We start from the raw sequence: 14,780 nt of genomic DNA, 5'->3' as shown, positions 1-14,780 counted from the left end.
TCTCCCTACGGGAACGGCTCCGATATGATTCGGAGCACTGTTCCGGATATTAACCGGAACAGTGCTCCACTTGTCAACGGAAAGGACCGTGCATGACGGGAGAATCGCCGAAGGAGCAGCGGGCCGACGCGCGGCGCAACCGGGAGCGCATCCTCGCCGTGGCCAGGGGCGTCGTCCATGAGCAGGGGACCGAGGCCTCGCTGCGGGACATCGCCCGCCGCGCCGAGGTCGGGCTCGGGACGCTCTACCGGCACTTCCCCACGCGGGAGGCGCTGCTGGAGGCGCTGCTGCGGCAGGGGTTCGACCGGCTGGCCGGGCGGGCGGAGGCGCTGGGGGAGAGCGGCGAGCCGTACGAGGCGCTGGTGGAGTTCCTGCGCGAGCTCATCGGGGGCGCGGGCGCCTACCGGGGGCTGGCCGGTTCGATGATGGCCACGATCAGCGACGAGCAGTCGCCGCTGCACGCGTCCTGCATGGCGATGCGCTCGGCGGCGGGCCGCCTCCTGGAGCGCGCGCAGGCGGAGGGGCGCATCCGCGAGGACATCGACGGGACGGACCTGTTCGCGCTGGCCAACGCCCTGAGCTGGATCACCGACCAGGCCCCGTCTCTCGGCTCGCGGCGCGACCACCTCTTCGGGCTCGTCATGGACGGCCTCACACGCGACCCGGAATGAGGGCCGTCCTCAAAGGGCGGCGTCGACCTCGTCGGCCCCGGGAGGAGGCCGACGTCAAGGTGGCCGGTCAGCGGGCGACGTGGCCGATGCGGAAGAAGCCGTCCGGGTCGTAGGCCCGCTTGACGTCGCGCAGCCGCCGGTAGTCCGGCGCCGTGAACGCGGACGCCGTCCTGGACGGGTCGGCCAGGAAGTTCAGGAACGTGCCCCCGTTCGCGTATGGGCGGAGCGCCTCGGGCAGCCCCGGCACCGGCGTGTCCACGATGACCGACAGCCGGGTGGCGCGGTGGCTGACGGGCCCGGCGTCCGGACCCGGGCGGCCCATCGCGCCGCCCCAGTGGCGGATCTCCACGGTCTGCGCCACCTCGGCCGCCCGCACCAGGGCGCCGATCACCTCGTCCGGCACGGTCTCGAACATGTCCATGTGCCGGTTGGGCGTCCCGCCCATGGACGTGGCCGCGTACGTGCTGGGGCGCGTCTCGTCCAGCAGCGCCGGCCCCGCCGCCTGCCACAGCGGCGCCAGCAACCGCCTGGCCTCCGCCGCGTCGCCCGCGTGCACCACCTTGACCATGACCACGTGCCTGCCCCGGACCGGCTCGGGCGCGTCGTCGGGCATCCGCTTGAGCACGACCGCCGTGCTGATCTCGTCAGGGGCCTGCTCGATCCAGCTCCGGTACGCGCTCAGCGTCTCGCCGGCCGCCTCGATCGGGAAGTACGCGAACCCGGAGTAGACCTTCTCCACCGGGTGGAGGCGGAACTCCAGCGAGGTGACCACGCCGAACCCGCCGCCGCCCCCGCGCACCGCCCAGAACAGCTCCGGGTGGCTGTCGGCGCTCGCCACGACGTGCCGGCCGTCTGCCAGCAGCACCTCGGCCCGCACCACGCTGTCGGCCGCGAACCCGTGCTTGCGCGCCAGCCACCCGAGCCCGCCGCCGAGCGTGTAACCGGTGACGCCGACCGACGGCGACGACCCGGACAGCGGCGCCAGCCCGAACGGCGCGGCGGCGGCGATCACGTCACCCCACAGCGCGCCCGGCCCCACACGGGCGACCCGCCGCTCCGGGTCCACCAGCACCGACGCCATGCGGGAGGTCCTGACGAGGACGCCGCCGTCGCACGCGGCGTGCGTGCCGTGCCCGGTCGCCTGCACCGCCAACGGCACCCCGTGCTGCCGCGCCGCCAGCAGGGCGGTCCGCAGATCCCGCACGCCGTGCGCCTCGGCCACCACGGCCGGGCGGGAGTCCACCCGCGGGTTGAGCGAGCGGCGAAGCTCGTCGTATCCGGCCTCGCCCGGCAGGTGCACAACCCCGGCGAACCCGGGAAGCGCGATCTCGTCCTGGACGATGTACGGCTGGCTCATCTTCTCGGCCCTTCTCTCCGGTGATCTGTGACCACAGTGCCGGCGGGCGCTTACGGCGCCGTTCCCGTCGCCTTACCGCCGCCCTTAAGTCCTCAGGATCCTGGCAGCGGGGTCCGACAGAATCCGCCGGCCGTCGCCTTCTCCGCTACGCCACCGGTCGTACGCCACCGAGGGCTGTTATCCGCCTGTCGTACGATCGGAGCATGATCGTGGATGGGCGGCCCGCCTCACCTGACGCCCCACCGCACGCGCGGATGGCCCGCGCGGCAGTCGCGGGTCTCCTGCCGATGGCGGTTTTCATCGCGACCTATCTGGTGGCGCCGGTGCTGGATGCCGTCATCGGCCTGGGCGAGCCGGCGATGATGAGCATGCTGGTCGTGCTGCCGGGCGCCGTGTCCTGGGCGTCGCTGCATCTCTTCCGGGTGCGCCCCGCCTGGCCTGTCGCGATCATAGGGGCGCTGTTCGTGGCGGCGCTGTTGCGGCCCGCGTACGTGGTCGCGGTCCTGCTCTCCGAAAGCCTCTCCCTGTTCGCCTGGGGCGTTTTCCTGCTGGTCGGGGTCATCGCGTATTCGGCTGCGGCGCTGGTCGCCTCGGCCCGGAGCTGGGCGGTGCGGGCGGCGGTGCCGCTGGTGCTGCTCGCCGTGGTCTATTGGCTCACCTGACGACGACCTTCCTGGGCCGACCTCGAGCAGGCCCGCGACGACCTCGTCACGTGACGGGCACGATCTCGGCGCGGGTCAGGACGCCGTCCTCGATGGTGAGCAGGCCCAGCGTGCCGTGCGGCTGGCGGCGGCGGTCGGTGGGGGAGCCGGGGTTGAAGACGCGCAGGCCGTCCGCGCCCTCCTCGTCGAGCGGGATGTGGGAGTGGCCGAAGACGACCAGGTCGGCCTGCGGGAAGCGGCGCCGCATGCGGGCCAGCCGGCCCTTGGCCGGGCCGCTGTCGTGGATCATGCCGATCCGCAGCCCCTCGAGGGTCACCTCCAGGGTCTCGGGCGCGACCACGTCCGGCCCGTCGTTGTTCCCCTTCACGACGTGAACCGGCGCGAACGCGGCCAGCTCGTCCAGCACGGACGCGACGCAGACGTCACCCGCGTGCAGGATGACGTCCGCGTCCCGCAGGTGCTCGGCGACCCGGGGCGGGCACGAACGCCACCGCCTGGGCGCATGCGTGTCCGACAGCGCGACGACTCTCACACCGTCCCCCTGCCCACTCCCCACCCGCCCGCAACGCCCCTCGGCCCGGTCAGGCGCCGTCCGCGTACAGCTTCTCCAGCCAGGCCTCCCACAGCGGCCCTTCGTCCGCCCCGTCGAACAGCACGTGCGCGGCGATCATGGGTCCGTTGAACCCCTGGAGGAAGCGGTAGAGGGCGTTGTCGGCGCGGATCCCGAGCGTCTGGGAGTTGCGGAAGTACACGACTCCCTCGGCCGGGCCGACCCGCACCCGGTCGCCGGGGGACGGGGGCCCGCCCAGGGCGGCATACAGGGTCTCCCAGGCGCGCGGCCAGTCGTGGACCATCGGCCCGAACGCCGTGACCGGCCGCGCGGTCCGCCCCGCGAAGTGGGAGAGGTATTCGACCAGCGTCGCGAAGAACATCTCCAGGCCGCGCGACATGGCCTCGAACTCGTCCTGCCAGTCGTCCCCAGGCAGGAACCCGCTGGTCACCATGCGCACGAGCGTGCTGCTCCGCCCCCGGCCCTCGACGAGGAACTCGTAGGCGACGAACCGCCCGTCGTCCGCCTTGTCACTGCTGTGGGCGAAGCGCTGGAGCGGTTCGGCGGCGGTCACCGTGGACGGGGGCATCTCGCCGCCGCCGAAAGCGGTGCGTACGACGCCGTCCGCCACGGCGCTGCGCCCCACCAGCCACGCGTCGATGCCCGGACCCGTCGAGATGGCCTCCCACACCTCCTCGGGCGTCGCCTCGACCAGGGCCTCATGGGGCAGTTCGAACGAGTGGCCCAACGCTCAGCGCTCCTTCTTCACGGCGGGATGCACGGCGACGATCAGCCGGTGATCGCGCCCGCCCTCGGCGGATTCGTCGTGATATTTGCTGACCAGCTCCGTCACGCACTGCGCAAGCTCCTCCGCGAAGGCGGCCCGGTCGGCCGCCGACGCGAAGCGCACCTCACCGTCGATGGCGAACGTCGCCACCCGCTTCTGCGCCTTGGCGGCCCCCGTTATCAGCGTGCCGACATCGCGTACGAGCTGCGCGGCCAGCGCCAGCAGCCAGCGCGCCGACAGCCGGTCGGGCGACCTGCCCGGATCGGGCTGGACAGCGGCCAGCGCGGCCGGCGAGATGACGAAGGACGCCGCGGTGGCCTGCATCACGCGCTCGGTGACGTTGCCCTTCCTGCGCTCCTCGACCAGCTCGACCAGGCCGTGCCGTTCCAGTGTGCGCAGATGGTAGTTGACCTTCTGCCTGGCCAGCCCGACCTTGGCCGCCAGCGACGTGGCCGAGCCCGGCTCGACCAGGGCGGCCAGCAGCTTCGACCGCATGGGGTCGAGTGAGGCCTCGGCCGCCGCCGCATCTTCGATCACCGCGACTTCGTGCATGGTGAAACGATGGCACCGACAAAAAAGCTTGTCAAGGCGCGAAGTGTCCCTGGCCCGGAAGGCAGACGTGCGGGGGCAAAACCGGTGGGGCGCCGGGCGGGGGCCGTTCTAAGCTCGCCTCGTGCAGGAACCGGACATCAATGCCATCGCCGCCCGCCTCACCGAGGTTCCCGGCGTGGTGGCCGTCGTGCTCGGCGGCAGCCGGGCACGCGGCACGCACCGCCCCGACTCCGACATCGACCTGGGCCTCTACTACCGGGGCCCGCTCGCCGTGGCCGGCCTGCGGGCGCTGGCGCGCGAGGTGACGGGCGAGCCGACCGAGGTGACCGAGCCGGGCGGCTGGGGGCCGTGGGTGGACGGCGGCGGCTGGCTCACCGTGGAGGGATGGCGGGTGGACTGGATCTACCGCGACCTCGACCGCGTCCGCCGCATCTGGGGCGACTGCCGCGAGGGCCGCTACGAGATCGGCTCCCAGCCTGGACATCCGCTCGGGTTCTACTCCCACGCATACGCCGGCGAGGTCGCCCTGTGCAAGATCCTCTCTGATCCCACCGGCGGGCTGTCGGCGCTGCGGGACGAGGTGTCGAAGGAGTACCCGCCGCCGCTGCGGGAGGCCCTCGTCCGGGGGCTGTGGGAGGCCGACTTCGCCCTGACCATCGCCCGGTACGGCGCCTCCGGCCAGGATCCGGTGTATGCGGCCGGGGCCGTTTTCCGTGCGATCGGCGTCGTCTGCCACGCCCTGCACGCCGCCGACGGCGCCTGGCTGATCAACGAGAAGGGCATGGTCGCCTCGGCCGCCAGGCTCCCGTCCGCGCCCGCCGGCTTCGCGGAACGCGCCCAGGCGCTGCTGGCCGCCGTCGGAAGCACCCAGGAGGAGATCGGGCGCACCATCGACGAGGCCGTGCGCCTGGTGGCGGACGTACGTGCCGCCTGCGGCCGCTGAAACCCCCCGGTCACTCCGTCGCCGGGGGATGGCGGAAGGCCGCCTGCACGCCCGCCTGGAAGCGGGTGTGGGCGCCGAGCCTGCTCGTCAGGTCCGCGATGCGGCGCTCCGCCGTGCGGTGGCTGATGCCGAGCTGGCGGGCGATGGCCTCGTCGGTGAGACCGGCGAGCAGCAGGGCGATCAGCCGCTCGTCGTCCTGGCCGGGCCGGCGGGCGCGGGACGGCGACGACGCGCCGGGCGCCGGCGGCTGCAGGCCCAGGGGCAGGGCTCGCTGCCACAGGCCTTCGAAGAGCCTGCTCAACGCCTGGAGCAGGCCGGACGGGTGGACGATGAGCGCGGCGTCGGCGTCGGGGTCGTCGGGCTGGTGCCGCAGGAGCAGCAGCGCGAACCGGTCGTCCATGAGGTAGAGCTTCATGGGCAGGCTGGGCAGCACCCGGGCCTGCTGGCCCGTCTCGATCATCGTCTCGATCTGGCGCAGCGCCCCGATCCGATCCACGAACGCCCGCTCGTAGATCATGCGTACGGTGACGCCTCGGGCGAGCAGCTCGTGCTGCGCCGCCACGCTGCCCGGCGGGTCGAAGTAGGGCTGCTTGGAGAAGACGCGCAACTGGTGCGACGCCCCGCGCTGGATCTGCGCCTGCCGCTGCTGCACCGCCCGGTGGCCGGTGACGACCTCGACGACGACCGGAGGCGCCTCCTCGGTGACGCGGCGCTGGTAGGCGCGCTCGAGTTCGGCGGCGTGCTCGCGGGCCTGGGCCAGCTGCCGCTCGGCCGTGGCCAGCAGGACGTCGAGTGCGACCTCCGGGGCGACGGCCGCATAACGCGGCGGCTCGTCGGCGGACCTGGTGACCAGTCCCTTGGCCTCCAGCGTCGCGAGCAGCCCGGGCAGGACCTCCGGGCGCAGCCCGGCCGCCGCTCCCAGCGACGCCACCCGGGCCGGAGTCGCCGGCGAGGAGTCGACGAGCAGCTCGTACACCGCCTCCTCGTCCGGTGTGAGCCCGGCCGCACCGAGCGCGTGCCGGGCCCGGCCGCCGGGGCCGTCATGCGGTGGTCGCGTCATCCTGCGAGCTCTTCTCGTCGGTCAGCCATCCGCGCAGGACGGCCTGGTAGCCGGCCTGGAAGCGGGTCTGGGCGTCCAGCTGGATCATCATCGCGCGTACGTGGCGGCGTACCGTGCGGTCGCTCCAGCCGAGGTGGGCCGCGATCGCCTTGTCCGTCTGGCCCGCCACCAGACGGGCGAGCAGGTCCCGCTGCGCGCCGGTCGGGCTCGTGGTCTCCGCCAGCTGCGCGCGTCCGTGGCTGATGTGCAGCGGCACCGCCCGCTCCCAGTACATCTCGAACAGCGCCGTCAGAGCGTCGAGCAGCGTCGAGTCGTGCACGACGAGCGCGGACTCGACCATCTGCAGGTCGTGGCGGAGCGGCACGAGCCCCATGGGACAGTCGCTGAGCACCAGTTTCATGGGTACGTCGCCGACCCGGACCTGCTCGCCGGCGGCGATGTAGCCGGCGATGGCCTGCAGGGTCCCGCGTACCTCGATGGCGCGCCTGTCGTACACGACCCGGTAGTCGACGCCGCGGCTCAGCAGGTCGAACTCCTGGGTGTTGCCGCCCACGACGCCCGCGTACGGCGGTGCGTCGAACATGCGGATCTCCTTGCGAGTGCCGCGCTGGAGCTGTTCGAAGCGGCGCAGCACCGCCTCACGTCCGATGACCACCTCCACCAGCCCGCCGGACTCCTGCGCGGCCGTGGTCCGGTGGTAGCGCGTGGCGAGCTGGCCGACGCGCAGCCGGGCCTCGGCCAGCTCGCGGGCCCGCTCGCGGATCAGCGCGTCCAGCCCCATCTCGGGCGGGACGACGACGAACCGGGGCGGGTCCTCGGGAAGCAGGGCGATCAGCCCGAGCTCCTCGAGCCTGACGGCGACGGCGCCGGTCAGCCCAGGAGGCAGGTGCTGGGCGGCGAGCCGGTCCAGCTCTTCGAGGGTGACGGGGGAGTGCTCCACCAGCGCCTCGTAGAGGTCCTGCTCGGCCGCGGACAGGCCGAGAACGCGCAGCATGCCATCCATGATCGCCCACCACCGCGGGCCCGCGCCGTCCTTTCCCGTCATTGTCGGAAAAAGGACAACACCTCTCCTTTCATGTCACTCGCGGGCGCCGCCCAGGGCGTCGATCGGACGGGAGAGCAGCGCCATTCCCGACGCCAGCACGCTGGTCGCCAGTCCCATGGCGGCGACCCCCGCCAGCACCAGCGGATAGAGCGGCATCGGCAGTCCGGACAGCCACATCGTCCCGGACAGCGCCCCGTTCGCCCCGGCCAGCACGACGCAGGCGATCACCGTGCCCACGACCGCCCCGATCAGCAGCACGATCCCCGTCTCCCAGCCGATCATCCGGACGATCTGGCGGCGGCTCGCCCCGACGGCCCGCAGCAGCGCGAACTCCCTGGCCCTTGCCGCGGTCCCCATGACCAGCGTGTTCACCAGCGACACCGCCGTGAACGACACCAGCACGGCGAGCACCAGGTAGGTCCCGGTGACGTTCCGCGCGATCGACGTCTCGGCGGCTCCCGCGTACTCGTCCCGGTCCAGGACCCGCACGGAGGGCTGCTCCCTCTCGAGGGCGGCCAGCGCGCGATCCAGCTCGCCGAGCTGTCCCGGACGGGCGCGGATCAGGACGGCGGTGTCGAGCTCCTGTGCCGCCCCGGTCCGGGGGAGCACGACATCGGCGAAGCCGAGCGCCCGATCGAAGACGGCGCCCACGCGCATGTCGACGGGGCTGCCGTCGGCCAGCCACCCGTGGAAGCGGGACCCGACGTGCCAGCCGTGCTCGCCGGCGTGGGTGCGGCTGACCGCGACGGTCCCCGCCTCCTTGACTGCGGCGAGCGAGCCCTCGAGGACCCGCAGGTCGAGCACCTTTCCGACGGTGTCGGGGTCCACCAGTTGCGCGGGCAGCGTGTCGGGCGTCCCGAGGACGTACGAGGAGAACGCGGTCGCGCGCGTGGCGGAGACCGTCTCGGCGCCGCTCAGCCGCCGGGCCGCGGCCGCGACGTCGGGAGGCAGGCCCGGACCGTTCCGCGGCACCAGGACCCGGTCCGCGACGACCCGCTCCCTGCCCTGGGCCGCGGTGGTGTCGTTGAGGACGGCGGTCACCAGGAGCGCGTATCCGGCCATGGCCACGCTGATCATGATGGCGGCCGCGCCGGACGAGACCCTGCGGATCGCGGCGGCCGAGTTGGCGTGCGCCAGCCAGCCGGTCGTCCGCGTGACGGCGCTGACCACCGCCCCGGCCGGGCGTTCGAGCAGCCGCGTCAGGACCGGGGACAGCAGTCCGGCCGAGGCCATGAACAGGATGACCACCAGGGCCAGGAAGGCGACGCCGACCTCGCCGCCGAGGTGCTGGGTGAGCGCCAGGAGCGTTCCTCCGCCGGCCAGCGTGAGCAGCGCGAGGATCAGGCGGGGCCAGGTCATGATCCGCCGTGGCATGGCGGCCTCCTGCAGCGCCTCGGCCGGGCGTACCCGGGCCGCCTGCCGTACCGCGGTGAGGGCCGACAGCAGCGTCAGGAACAGCCCGGCGCCGCCACCCGTGATCAGCGGCAGCGCGCCCGTCACCACGACGAACTCCGGAGGCGCGAGTTCGCGTGCGACCAGCACGGCTCGCAGCAGCCGCGCCAGTGGGACGGCCAGCGCGTACCCGGGCAGGGCGGCCAGCAGCGCCACCACGATCGCCTCTCCGGTGATCATGCGCCTGATCTGTCCCGGAGTCGTGCCGATGGCCCGGAGCAGCGCGATCTCGCGGCGGCGTTGCAGGATCGACAGGCCGAAGGTGCCGCCGATGACGAAGACGGCGAGGAAGCCGCCGATCCCGGCCATCGGCCCGAACAGATCCGTCGAGTACTCCAGCTTCTCCGCCGTCTCGGGCGCGCCCGCCCGTGCCCGGTCGGCCCCGGTCAGCACCTGCGTACCGGACCCGCCGGGCAGGTGCCGCAGGCGGTTCGCCAGGTCGGCGGCGGAGACTCCCGGCCGGGCGAGCACTCCGGCGAAGTCGGCCGCGCCCTGCGAGCCGGACAGCCGGGCGGCGGCCCGTTCGGTGAAGAAGAGCGCCGACTGCGAGGGCAGCCCGGCACGCCCTGTGCCCGGCCGGGCGACGCCGCTGACCCGGAAGCGCCGGGTGCCCGCCACGGTGACGACCCGGACCTCGTCCCCCGGGCGCACGGCGGAGCGGCGCGCCAGGTCGGCGTCGAGCACCACCTCGTCGTCCGCGCCCGGGGCCCGCCCGGCGGCCAGCGTGAACGGGGTGAGCCGCGCCGCCGGCCAGCCGTGCCCCCATGACGGCCCGCCACCCGGCCCCGCCAGCGTCGCCCCGTGCCGGTCCACCGCCTGCGCGTCGAACGGCGTGTCGGCGACGACCGCCTCGACACCGGGAACGGCGCGCAGCTCCGTCAGCCGCGCCGCCGTCAGTCTGGACCGCTCCAGCGGCACGTCCTCCACGTCGTCACCGGAGCCGATGTGCAGGTCGGGGTCGGCGCGTACGACGGCGTCCGTGGCCCCGAAGCGGTCCACCGCGGGCGTCGCGCTCACCCCCGACTGGATCATCATGAAACAGGCCGAGATCAGCGCCACCGCCACCAGCACGGAGACGAACGATCCGGCGAACCCGATCTTGCGGGTGCGGACGGTGCTCAGCGTGAGACGCAGCATGCCGTCACCCGCCGAGGCGCGTCAGCCGCGCGGCGACCTGGTCGGCGCCGGGCCGGTCCATGCTGTCGACGATCGAGCCGTCGGCCAGGAAGAGCACCTGGTCGGCGTAGGAGGCGGCGACGGGGTCGTGGGTGACCATCACCAGGGTCTGGCCGAGCGTGTCGACGACCTCTCTGAGCAGGCCGAGGATCTCCCGGCCGGTGGCGATGTCGAGGGCGCCCGTCGGCTCGTCGCCGAACACGACGGCCGGCCGGGTGATCAGCGCGCGGGCGATCGCCACCCGCTGCTGCTGCCCGCCCGACATCTCCGTGGGCCGGTGGCCGATCCGCTGGCTCAGCCCGGTGCGCTTGACCAGGTCCTCCAGCCAGTCCTTGTCGGCGCGGCGCCCCGCCAGCCGCAGCGGCAGCGTGATGTTCTGCCGCGCGGTCAGCGCGGGGATGAGGTTGAACGACTGGAACACGAAACCGATGCGGTCGCGGCGCAGCTTCGTCAGCCGCGACTCGCTCATCGTGGCCAGGTCGGTCTCGCCCAGCAGCACCCGGCCGGAGGTCGGCCGGTCGAGGCCCGCGGCGCACTGCAGCAGGGTGCTCTTGCCCGATCCCGACGGGCCCATGATCGCGGTGAAGGTGCCGGCCCTCAGGCCGACGGACACGCCGCGCAGCGCCGCCACGGCGCTCTTGCCGCGGCCGAAACGCCTGGTCACCTCTATCAGCCTGACGGCCGCCGTGGAGTCGAAGTCTTTCACCCTGAAAGGCTGGCAACGCCCGGACCGGTTGCCCACCGGGCGGTCCCCCAAACCGCTCAGGGTTAACCCTGAAAGCTAGGCTGTGTCCCACTATGCGCGTCGTGCTCGCTGAGGACAGTGTGTTGTTCAGGCAGGGGCTGGCCAGGTTGCTCGGCGACTGCGGCGTGACGGTCAGCGCGGAGGCCGGTGACGCCCCGGCCCTGCTCGCGGCGGTCCGGGCCGACCCGCCCGACGTCGTCATCGTGGACGTACGCATGCCGCCCGGCTTCAACGCCGAGGGGCTGGAGGCGGCCCACCGCATCCGCAGGGAGCACCCGGGGGTGGGCGTGCTGGTGCTGTCGAACCACATCGAGGCGCAGCACGCGATCGCCCTGCTGGGCGAGGACGCCCGCGGGGTCGGCTACCTGCTCAAGGACCGGGTCGCCGACGTCACCGAGCTGACCGACGCGCTCAAGCGGGTGCGCGACGGGGCCACGGTGATCGACCCGGACGTCGTCCAGCGGCTCGTCGGCAGGCGGCGCGTGAACGGACCCGTCGCGCGGCTCAGCGACAGGGAGCGGGAGGTGCTCGCGCTGATGGCCGAGGGCCGCTCCAACCAGGCGATCAGCCGCCGCCTGCACCTGAGCCCCAAGACGGTCGAGACGCACGTGCACAACATCTTCGTCCGGCTGGGGCTGACCGCGACGGAGGACGACCACCGCCGTGTCCTGGCCGTCCTGACCTACCTGCGGGCATGACGGCGGAGGCCCCCCAGGGGTCAGCTCTCCTTGAGCGGGATCTCGGCCGTCACGCGGGTGCCCTGGCCGGGCGGGCTGTGCACGCGCAGGGTGCCGTCGAGCGCCGCCACGCGATCGGCGAGACCGCGCAGGCCCGTCCCCGCCTCCGCCCGCGCGCCGCCGTTCCCGTCGTCCCCGACCTCCAGCAGCAGGATCCCGTCGCGTACGACGGCGCTGATCGTCGCCTTGGACGCGCCGGCGTGCTTGGCCACGTTGGCGAGCGCCTCCGCGGCGGCGAAGTAGGCGGCCTGCTCGGCCTCGGGCGGCAGCCGGCCGTCCGGCGCCTCCTCCACCACGGCCGGGACGGGCGAGCGCTCGGCGAGCGAGCGCAGCGCGGCGGCCAGCCCCGCCTGGGACAGGATGGCCGGGTGGATGCCGCCCGCCAGCTCGCGCAGCTCGGCCAGCGCCGCGCGCAGGCCCGTCACCGCCTCGTCGAGCAGGCCCGCCACCTCGGCGTCGGCGTTGCGGAGCCGGGCGTGCCCGAGCAGCACGGCGAGCCCGGCCAGCCGCTGCTGGGCTCCGTCGTGCAGGTTGCGCTCGATCCGTCGGCGTTCCGCGTCACCGGCGGCGACGATGCGGGCCCTGGACGCGCGGACCTCCGCGAGCTGGGCGGCCAGCTCGGCCCGCATGCGCTCGTTCTCCACGACCAGCCGGGCGATGGCCGCCGCCGACCGCACCGGCTCAGGATCGAGGTCCAGCGCGGGGTCATAGAGCAGCACGGCCGCCGGCTCCCCGTCGATCTCCAGGTACGCGGCGGACCGCGTGCCCGGCACGGTGAGCGGGTCGCCCGCCGTGCCCGCGTACCCGTCGCCCGTGCGGTAGCCGAGCCGCAGCGTCGGGTCGCGCAGCACGCCGGCGAGCGTGGCCTCCAGGGCGCCCGGTGACGGGCCGAGCCGGTCGGCGAGCCGCGCCACCGCCGCCTGGTCCAGCCGGGCGCGGACCAGCCCCGCCAGCACCCCCAGCGGCCAGAGCACCAGCGTGACGAGTTGCAGCCCGTGCAGGACGGCCTGGAGATCGGAGTCGGCGGCGTCCGGCCACAGGTAGACGGCCTGCCGCGTCCAGGTGGCGAGCAGCATCAGCCCGCCGGCCAGCGCGACGGGGGCGAACGTGTGGCGGCGCGGCGCGGGCAGCCGGACCAGCCAGCGCCAGGCGAGCATCGCCGTCAGCGCGAGCCCGAACAGCCACAGGAACACGGCGAGGGCGGCGATCAGCGGCCGTGACAGGCTCTCGCCGACGGGCACCAGCGGCAGGCAGGTGCAGCTGCCGTCGCCCAGCCGTCCGAACCGCAGCCAGACGGCCAGCGCCTGCGCCATGCCGAGGTACAGGACGAGCACCGTGGCCCGTTGCCCGCGCCCGACGGCCCTGCCTTCCGGCATGACCAGCACGACGTGCGCGAGCATCGTCAGCGCCAGCCACCCGATGACGTTTCCCGCCAGTACGGACCAGCGCTCGTCGAGGTAGTTGACCCCCGAGAGCAGCAGGCAGAGCCCGGCTCCGGTCATCAGCCCGCCGGAGCGGCCGGCGGGCTGCCTGGCCCTGACGACGAGGCCGACGGCGACGAACGACCAGCCGCCCGCCAGGCCCAGCGCGAGCAGGAGCAGCTGGGGGAGCGACGGCGGCCCGGGGTGGCTCAGGCCGAAGAAGAGGTCACCGGCTGTCGCGAGCAGGGCCAGGGCGAGGACGGCGGTCTGGAAGATCCACTCACTTTAGCGGCCGCGTCGCGCCCTCCGGCACGCGAGCCGGGCCGGGGCGGGTGTCCTGGTTTAACCTGGGTCGATGCGACTTGGCGTGAACGTCCCGAACTTCGGCCCCGGCACCGATCCCGACGTGCTGCGGCGGTGGGCGCAGACGGTCGAAGGGCTCGGGTTCGACCTGCTCATGGTCTCCGACCACGTGGTGATCACTCCCGACGTGGCCGAGCAGTATCCGGCGCCGTTCTACGAGCCGTTCACGACGCTCTCCTGGCTGGCCGGCATCACCTCGGGGATCGGCCTCGGCACCACCGTGATCCTCGTGCCGTACCGTCATCCGCTCCTCGTGGCCCGCATGGCGGCCAACCTCAACGATCTCAGCGGCGGGCGGCTGGTGCTCGGCGTGGGGGTCGGATGGGCGCGGCAGGAGTTCGAGGCGCTCGGGGCGGCGTACGAGCGGCGCGGCAAGGTGACCGACGAGTACCTCGCCGCCATCCGCACCGCCTGGGCCGACGAGCGCGACTACCGCTCCGGCGGCGTGCCGATCTGGGTGGGCGGCGGCAGCGAGGCGGCCCTGCGCAGGGCCGTGCGGTACGGCGACGCGTGGCACCCCCTGCGCAGCAGCGTTTCCTGGCTGCGCGAGACGTGGTCGCGCGTGCAGGACATCGCCGCCGAGCAGGGCCGACCGGCGCCCGCCCTGGCGCCCAGGATCCTGCTGCGGATCACGGACTCGCCGCTGGAGGAGCGGCGCGCGGGGGAGGGCACGATCGACCAGGTGATGGCGGACCTGGAGGCGCTGCGGCTGCTCGGCGCGGAGACCGTCGTCCTCGACCCCTTCCACCAGGACCCGGAGGAGACGCTGCACCCGGAGGCGGCCTGGGAGATGCTGGCCGCGGTGGCCGCCCGCCGTCCCCGGACGGCCCCTCAGACCGGGCCGGCGGCCTCGCCGCGACGTTCGTGAACGCCACCGGTGGGATGTTCGCGAGCTGACCGCCGCGCCGCCAGCTCCTCCAGGTCGCCGACGAACCAGATGTGGGCACCCCGGTTCGACTCGAGCACCCAGTCGCGCAGCGCGGAGCTGGCGGCGGTGAAGCGGGAGACGTCCCCCACGATGGCCAGGCCGACGCGGTAGTTGACGAACTTCTGCGCGAACTCGCCCGCCACGCCGGTGCGCAGCGCGAAGAAGTCGTCGTGGAGCCGCTCGGCCGGGACGGCCACCCAGGTGGCGCCCCTGCCGAAGGCCTCGCCGAGGAGGTCGAGCGCGTCGCTGCTCTCGCGCAGCGGCTCGCCGTGCGGCTCGCAGACGTACACACTGTCGTCAAGCATCCTGCAACTCCCATGATCCCGATGTG

General features: G+C 73.6%; 15 protein-coding genes. 5 read left to right on the top strand and 10 right to left on the bottom strand.

Features of this window, described 5'->3' with window-relative positions:
* Positions 1-92: 92 nt before the first annotated feature.
* Positions 93-671 carry a TetR/AcrR family transcriptional regulator gene (locus ABD830_RS18665; RefSeq protein ID WP_344988692.1) on the top strand — a complete coding sequence of 193 codons (579 nt, stop codon included), beginning with the start codon at positions 93-95 and terminating at the stop codon, positions 669-671.
* Between the two features lie 67 nt (positions 672-738).
* On the opposite strand, the gene ABD830_RS18660 is transcribed toward ABD830_RS18665, so the two are convergent.
* Positions 739-2,028, bottom strand: coding sequence for an FAD-binding oxidoreductase (locus ABD830_RS18660; RefSeq protein ID WP_344988691.1), 1,290 nt, complete (start codon positions 2,026-2,028; stop codon positions 739-741).
* Between the two features lie 203 nt (positions 2,029-2,231).
* Between ABD830_RS18660 and ABD830_RS18655 the strand changes: the two genes are divergently transcribed.
* On the top strand, positions 2,232-2,690 hold the full coding sequence (locus ABD830_RS18655; RefSeq protein WP_344988690.1) for a hypothetical protein: 459 nt from the start codon (positions 2,232-2,234) through the stop codon (positions 2,688-2,690).
* Positions 2,691-2,736: 46 nt separating this feature from the next.
* Here ABD830_RS18655 and ABD830_RS18650 read toward each other — a convergent pair whose 3' ends face one another.
* Genes ABD830_RS18650 through ABD830_RS18640 form a run of 3 tightly spaced genes read right to left on the bottom strand, consistent with a single transcriptional unit; the run spans position 2,737 to position 4,579 of the window.
* Positions 2,737-3,222 carry a metallophosphoesterase family protein gene (locus ABD830_RS18650; protein WP_344988688.1) on the bottom strand — a complete coding sequence of 162 codons (486 nt, stop codon included), beginning with the start codon at positions 3,220-3,222 and terminating at the stop codon, positions 2,737-2,739.
* 49 nt (positions 3,223-3,271) lie between these two features.
* Positions 3,272-3,988, bottom strand: a complete 717-nt coding sequence (locus ABD830_RS18645) for an SRPBCC family protein (protein ID WP_344988686.1) — start codon at positions 3,986-3,988, stop codon at positions 3,272-3,274.
* Between the two features lie 3 nt (positions 3,989-3,991).
* Positions 3,992-4,579 carry an ArsR/SmtB family transcription factor gene (locus tag ABD830_RS18640; protein ID WP_344988684.1) on the bottom strand — a complete coding sequence of 196 codons (588 nt, stop codon included), beginning with the start codon at positions 4,577-4,579 and terminating at the stop codon, positions 3,992-3,994.
* A 121-nt stretch (positions 4,580-4,700) separates the two neighbouring features.
* On the opposite strand from ABD830_RS18640, the gene ABD830_RS18635 reads away from it, so the two are divergent.
* Positions 4,701-5,522 (top strand): nucleotidyltransferase domain-containing protein, encoded by an 822-nt coding sequence (locus tag ABD830_RS18635; RefSeq protein WP_344988682.1) that lies wholly within the window; start codon positions 4,701-4,703, stop codon positions 5,520-5,522.
* A 10-nt stretch (positions 5,523-5,532) separates the two neighbouring features.
* Here the strand turns inward: ABD830_RS18635 and ABD830_RS18630 are convergent, their stop codons facing one another.
* The 4 genes from ABD830_RS18630 to ABD830_RS18615 all read right to left on the bottom strand — a co-directional run bounded on the left by ABD830_RS18630 (position 5,533) and on the right by ABD830_RS18615 (position 10,961).
* Positions 5,533-6,582 carry a LuxR C-terminal-related transcriptional regulator gene (locus ABD830_RS18630; RefSeq protein WP_344988680.1) on the bottom strand — a complete coding sequence of 350 codons (1,050 nt, stop codon included), beginning with the start codon at positions 6,580-6,582 and terminating at the stop codon, positions 5,533-5,535.
* The gene (locus tag ABD830_RS18625) at positions 6,563-7,576 is read right to left on the bottom strand and encodes a LuxR C-terminal-related transcriptional regulator (RefSeq protein ID WP_344988678.1); all 1,014 of its coding nucleotides are present in this window, start codon (positions 7,574-7,576) and stop codon (positions 6,563-6,565) included. The genes ABD830_RS18630 and ABD830_RS18625 overlap by 20 nt, the downstream gene beginning before the upstream one ends.
* A gap of 84 nt (positions 7,577-7,660) precedes the next feature.
* Positions 7,661-10,216, bottom strand: a complete 2,556-nt coding sequence (locus ABD830_RS18620) for an FtsX-like permease family protein (protein WP_344988676.1) — start codon at positions 10,214-10,216, stop codon at positions 7,661-7,663.
* Between the two features lie 4 nt (positions 10,217-10,220).
* The gene (locus ABD830_RS18615; RefSeq protein ID WP_344988674.1) at positions 10,221-10,961 is read right to left on the bottom strand and encodes an ABC transporter ATP-binding protein; all 741 of its coding nucleotides are present in this window, start codon (positions 10,959-10,961) and stop codon (positions 10,221-10,223) included.
* 92 nt (positions 10,962-11,053) lie between these two features.
* Here ABD830_RS18615 and ABD830_RS18610 point away from each other — a divergent pair, with 92 nt between their 5' ends.
* Entirely contained in the window at positions 11,054-11,698 is a 645-nt protein-coding gene (locus tag ABD830_RS18610; RefSeq protein ID WP_344988673.1) for a response regulator transcription factor, read from the top strand.
* Between the two features lie 20 nt (positions 11,699-11,718).
* Here the strand turns inward: ABD830_RS18610 and ABD830_RS18605 are convergent, their stop codons facing one another.
* Complete coding sequence (locus ABD830_RS18605) at positions 11,719-13,239, bottom strand: histidine kinase (RefSeq protein ID WP_344988671.1); 1,521 nt, start codon at positions 13,237-13,239, stop codon at positions 11,719-11,721.
* Between the two features lie 274 nt (positions 13,240-13,513).
* Here ABD830_RS18605 and ABD830_RS18600 point away from each other — a divergent pair, with 274 nt between their 5' ends.
* A complete protein-coding gene (locus tag ABD830_RS18600) occupies positions 13,514-14,389 on the top strand; it encodes an LLM class flavin-dependent oxidoreductase (protein WP_344988669.1) in 876 nt (291 codons plus the stop codon).
* Here the strand turns inward: ABD830_RS18600 and ABD830_RS18595 are convergent.
* Complete coding sequence (locus tag ABD830_RS18595) at positions 14,353-14,754, bottom strand: DUF4180 domain-containing protein (RefSeq protein WP_344988668.1); 402 nt, start codon at positions 14,752-14,754, stop codon at positions 14,353-14,355. The two genes, ABD830_RS18600 and ABD830_RS18595, sit on opposite strands and share 37 nt — an antisense overlap.
* Positions 14,755-14,780 lie beyond the last annotated feature (26 nt).

Origin of the sequence: Nonomuraea helvata (assembly GCF_039535785.1) — a bacterium.
Lineage (GTDB): Bacteria > Actinomycetota > Actinomycetes > Streptosporangiales > Streptosporangiaceae > Nonomuraea > Nonomuraea helvata.
This window is presented reverse-complemented; position numbering and strand designations above follow the sequence as displayed.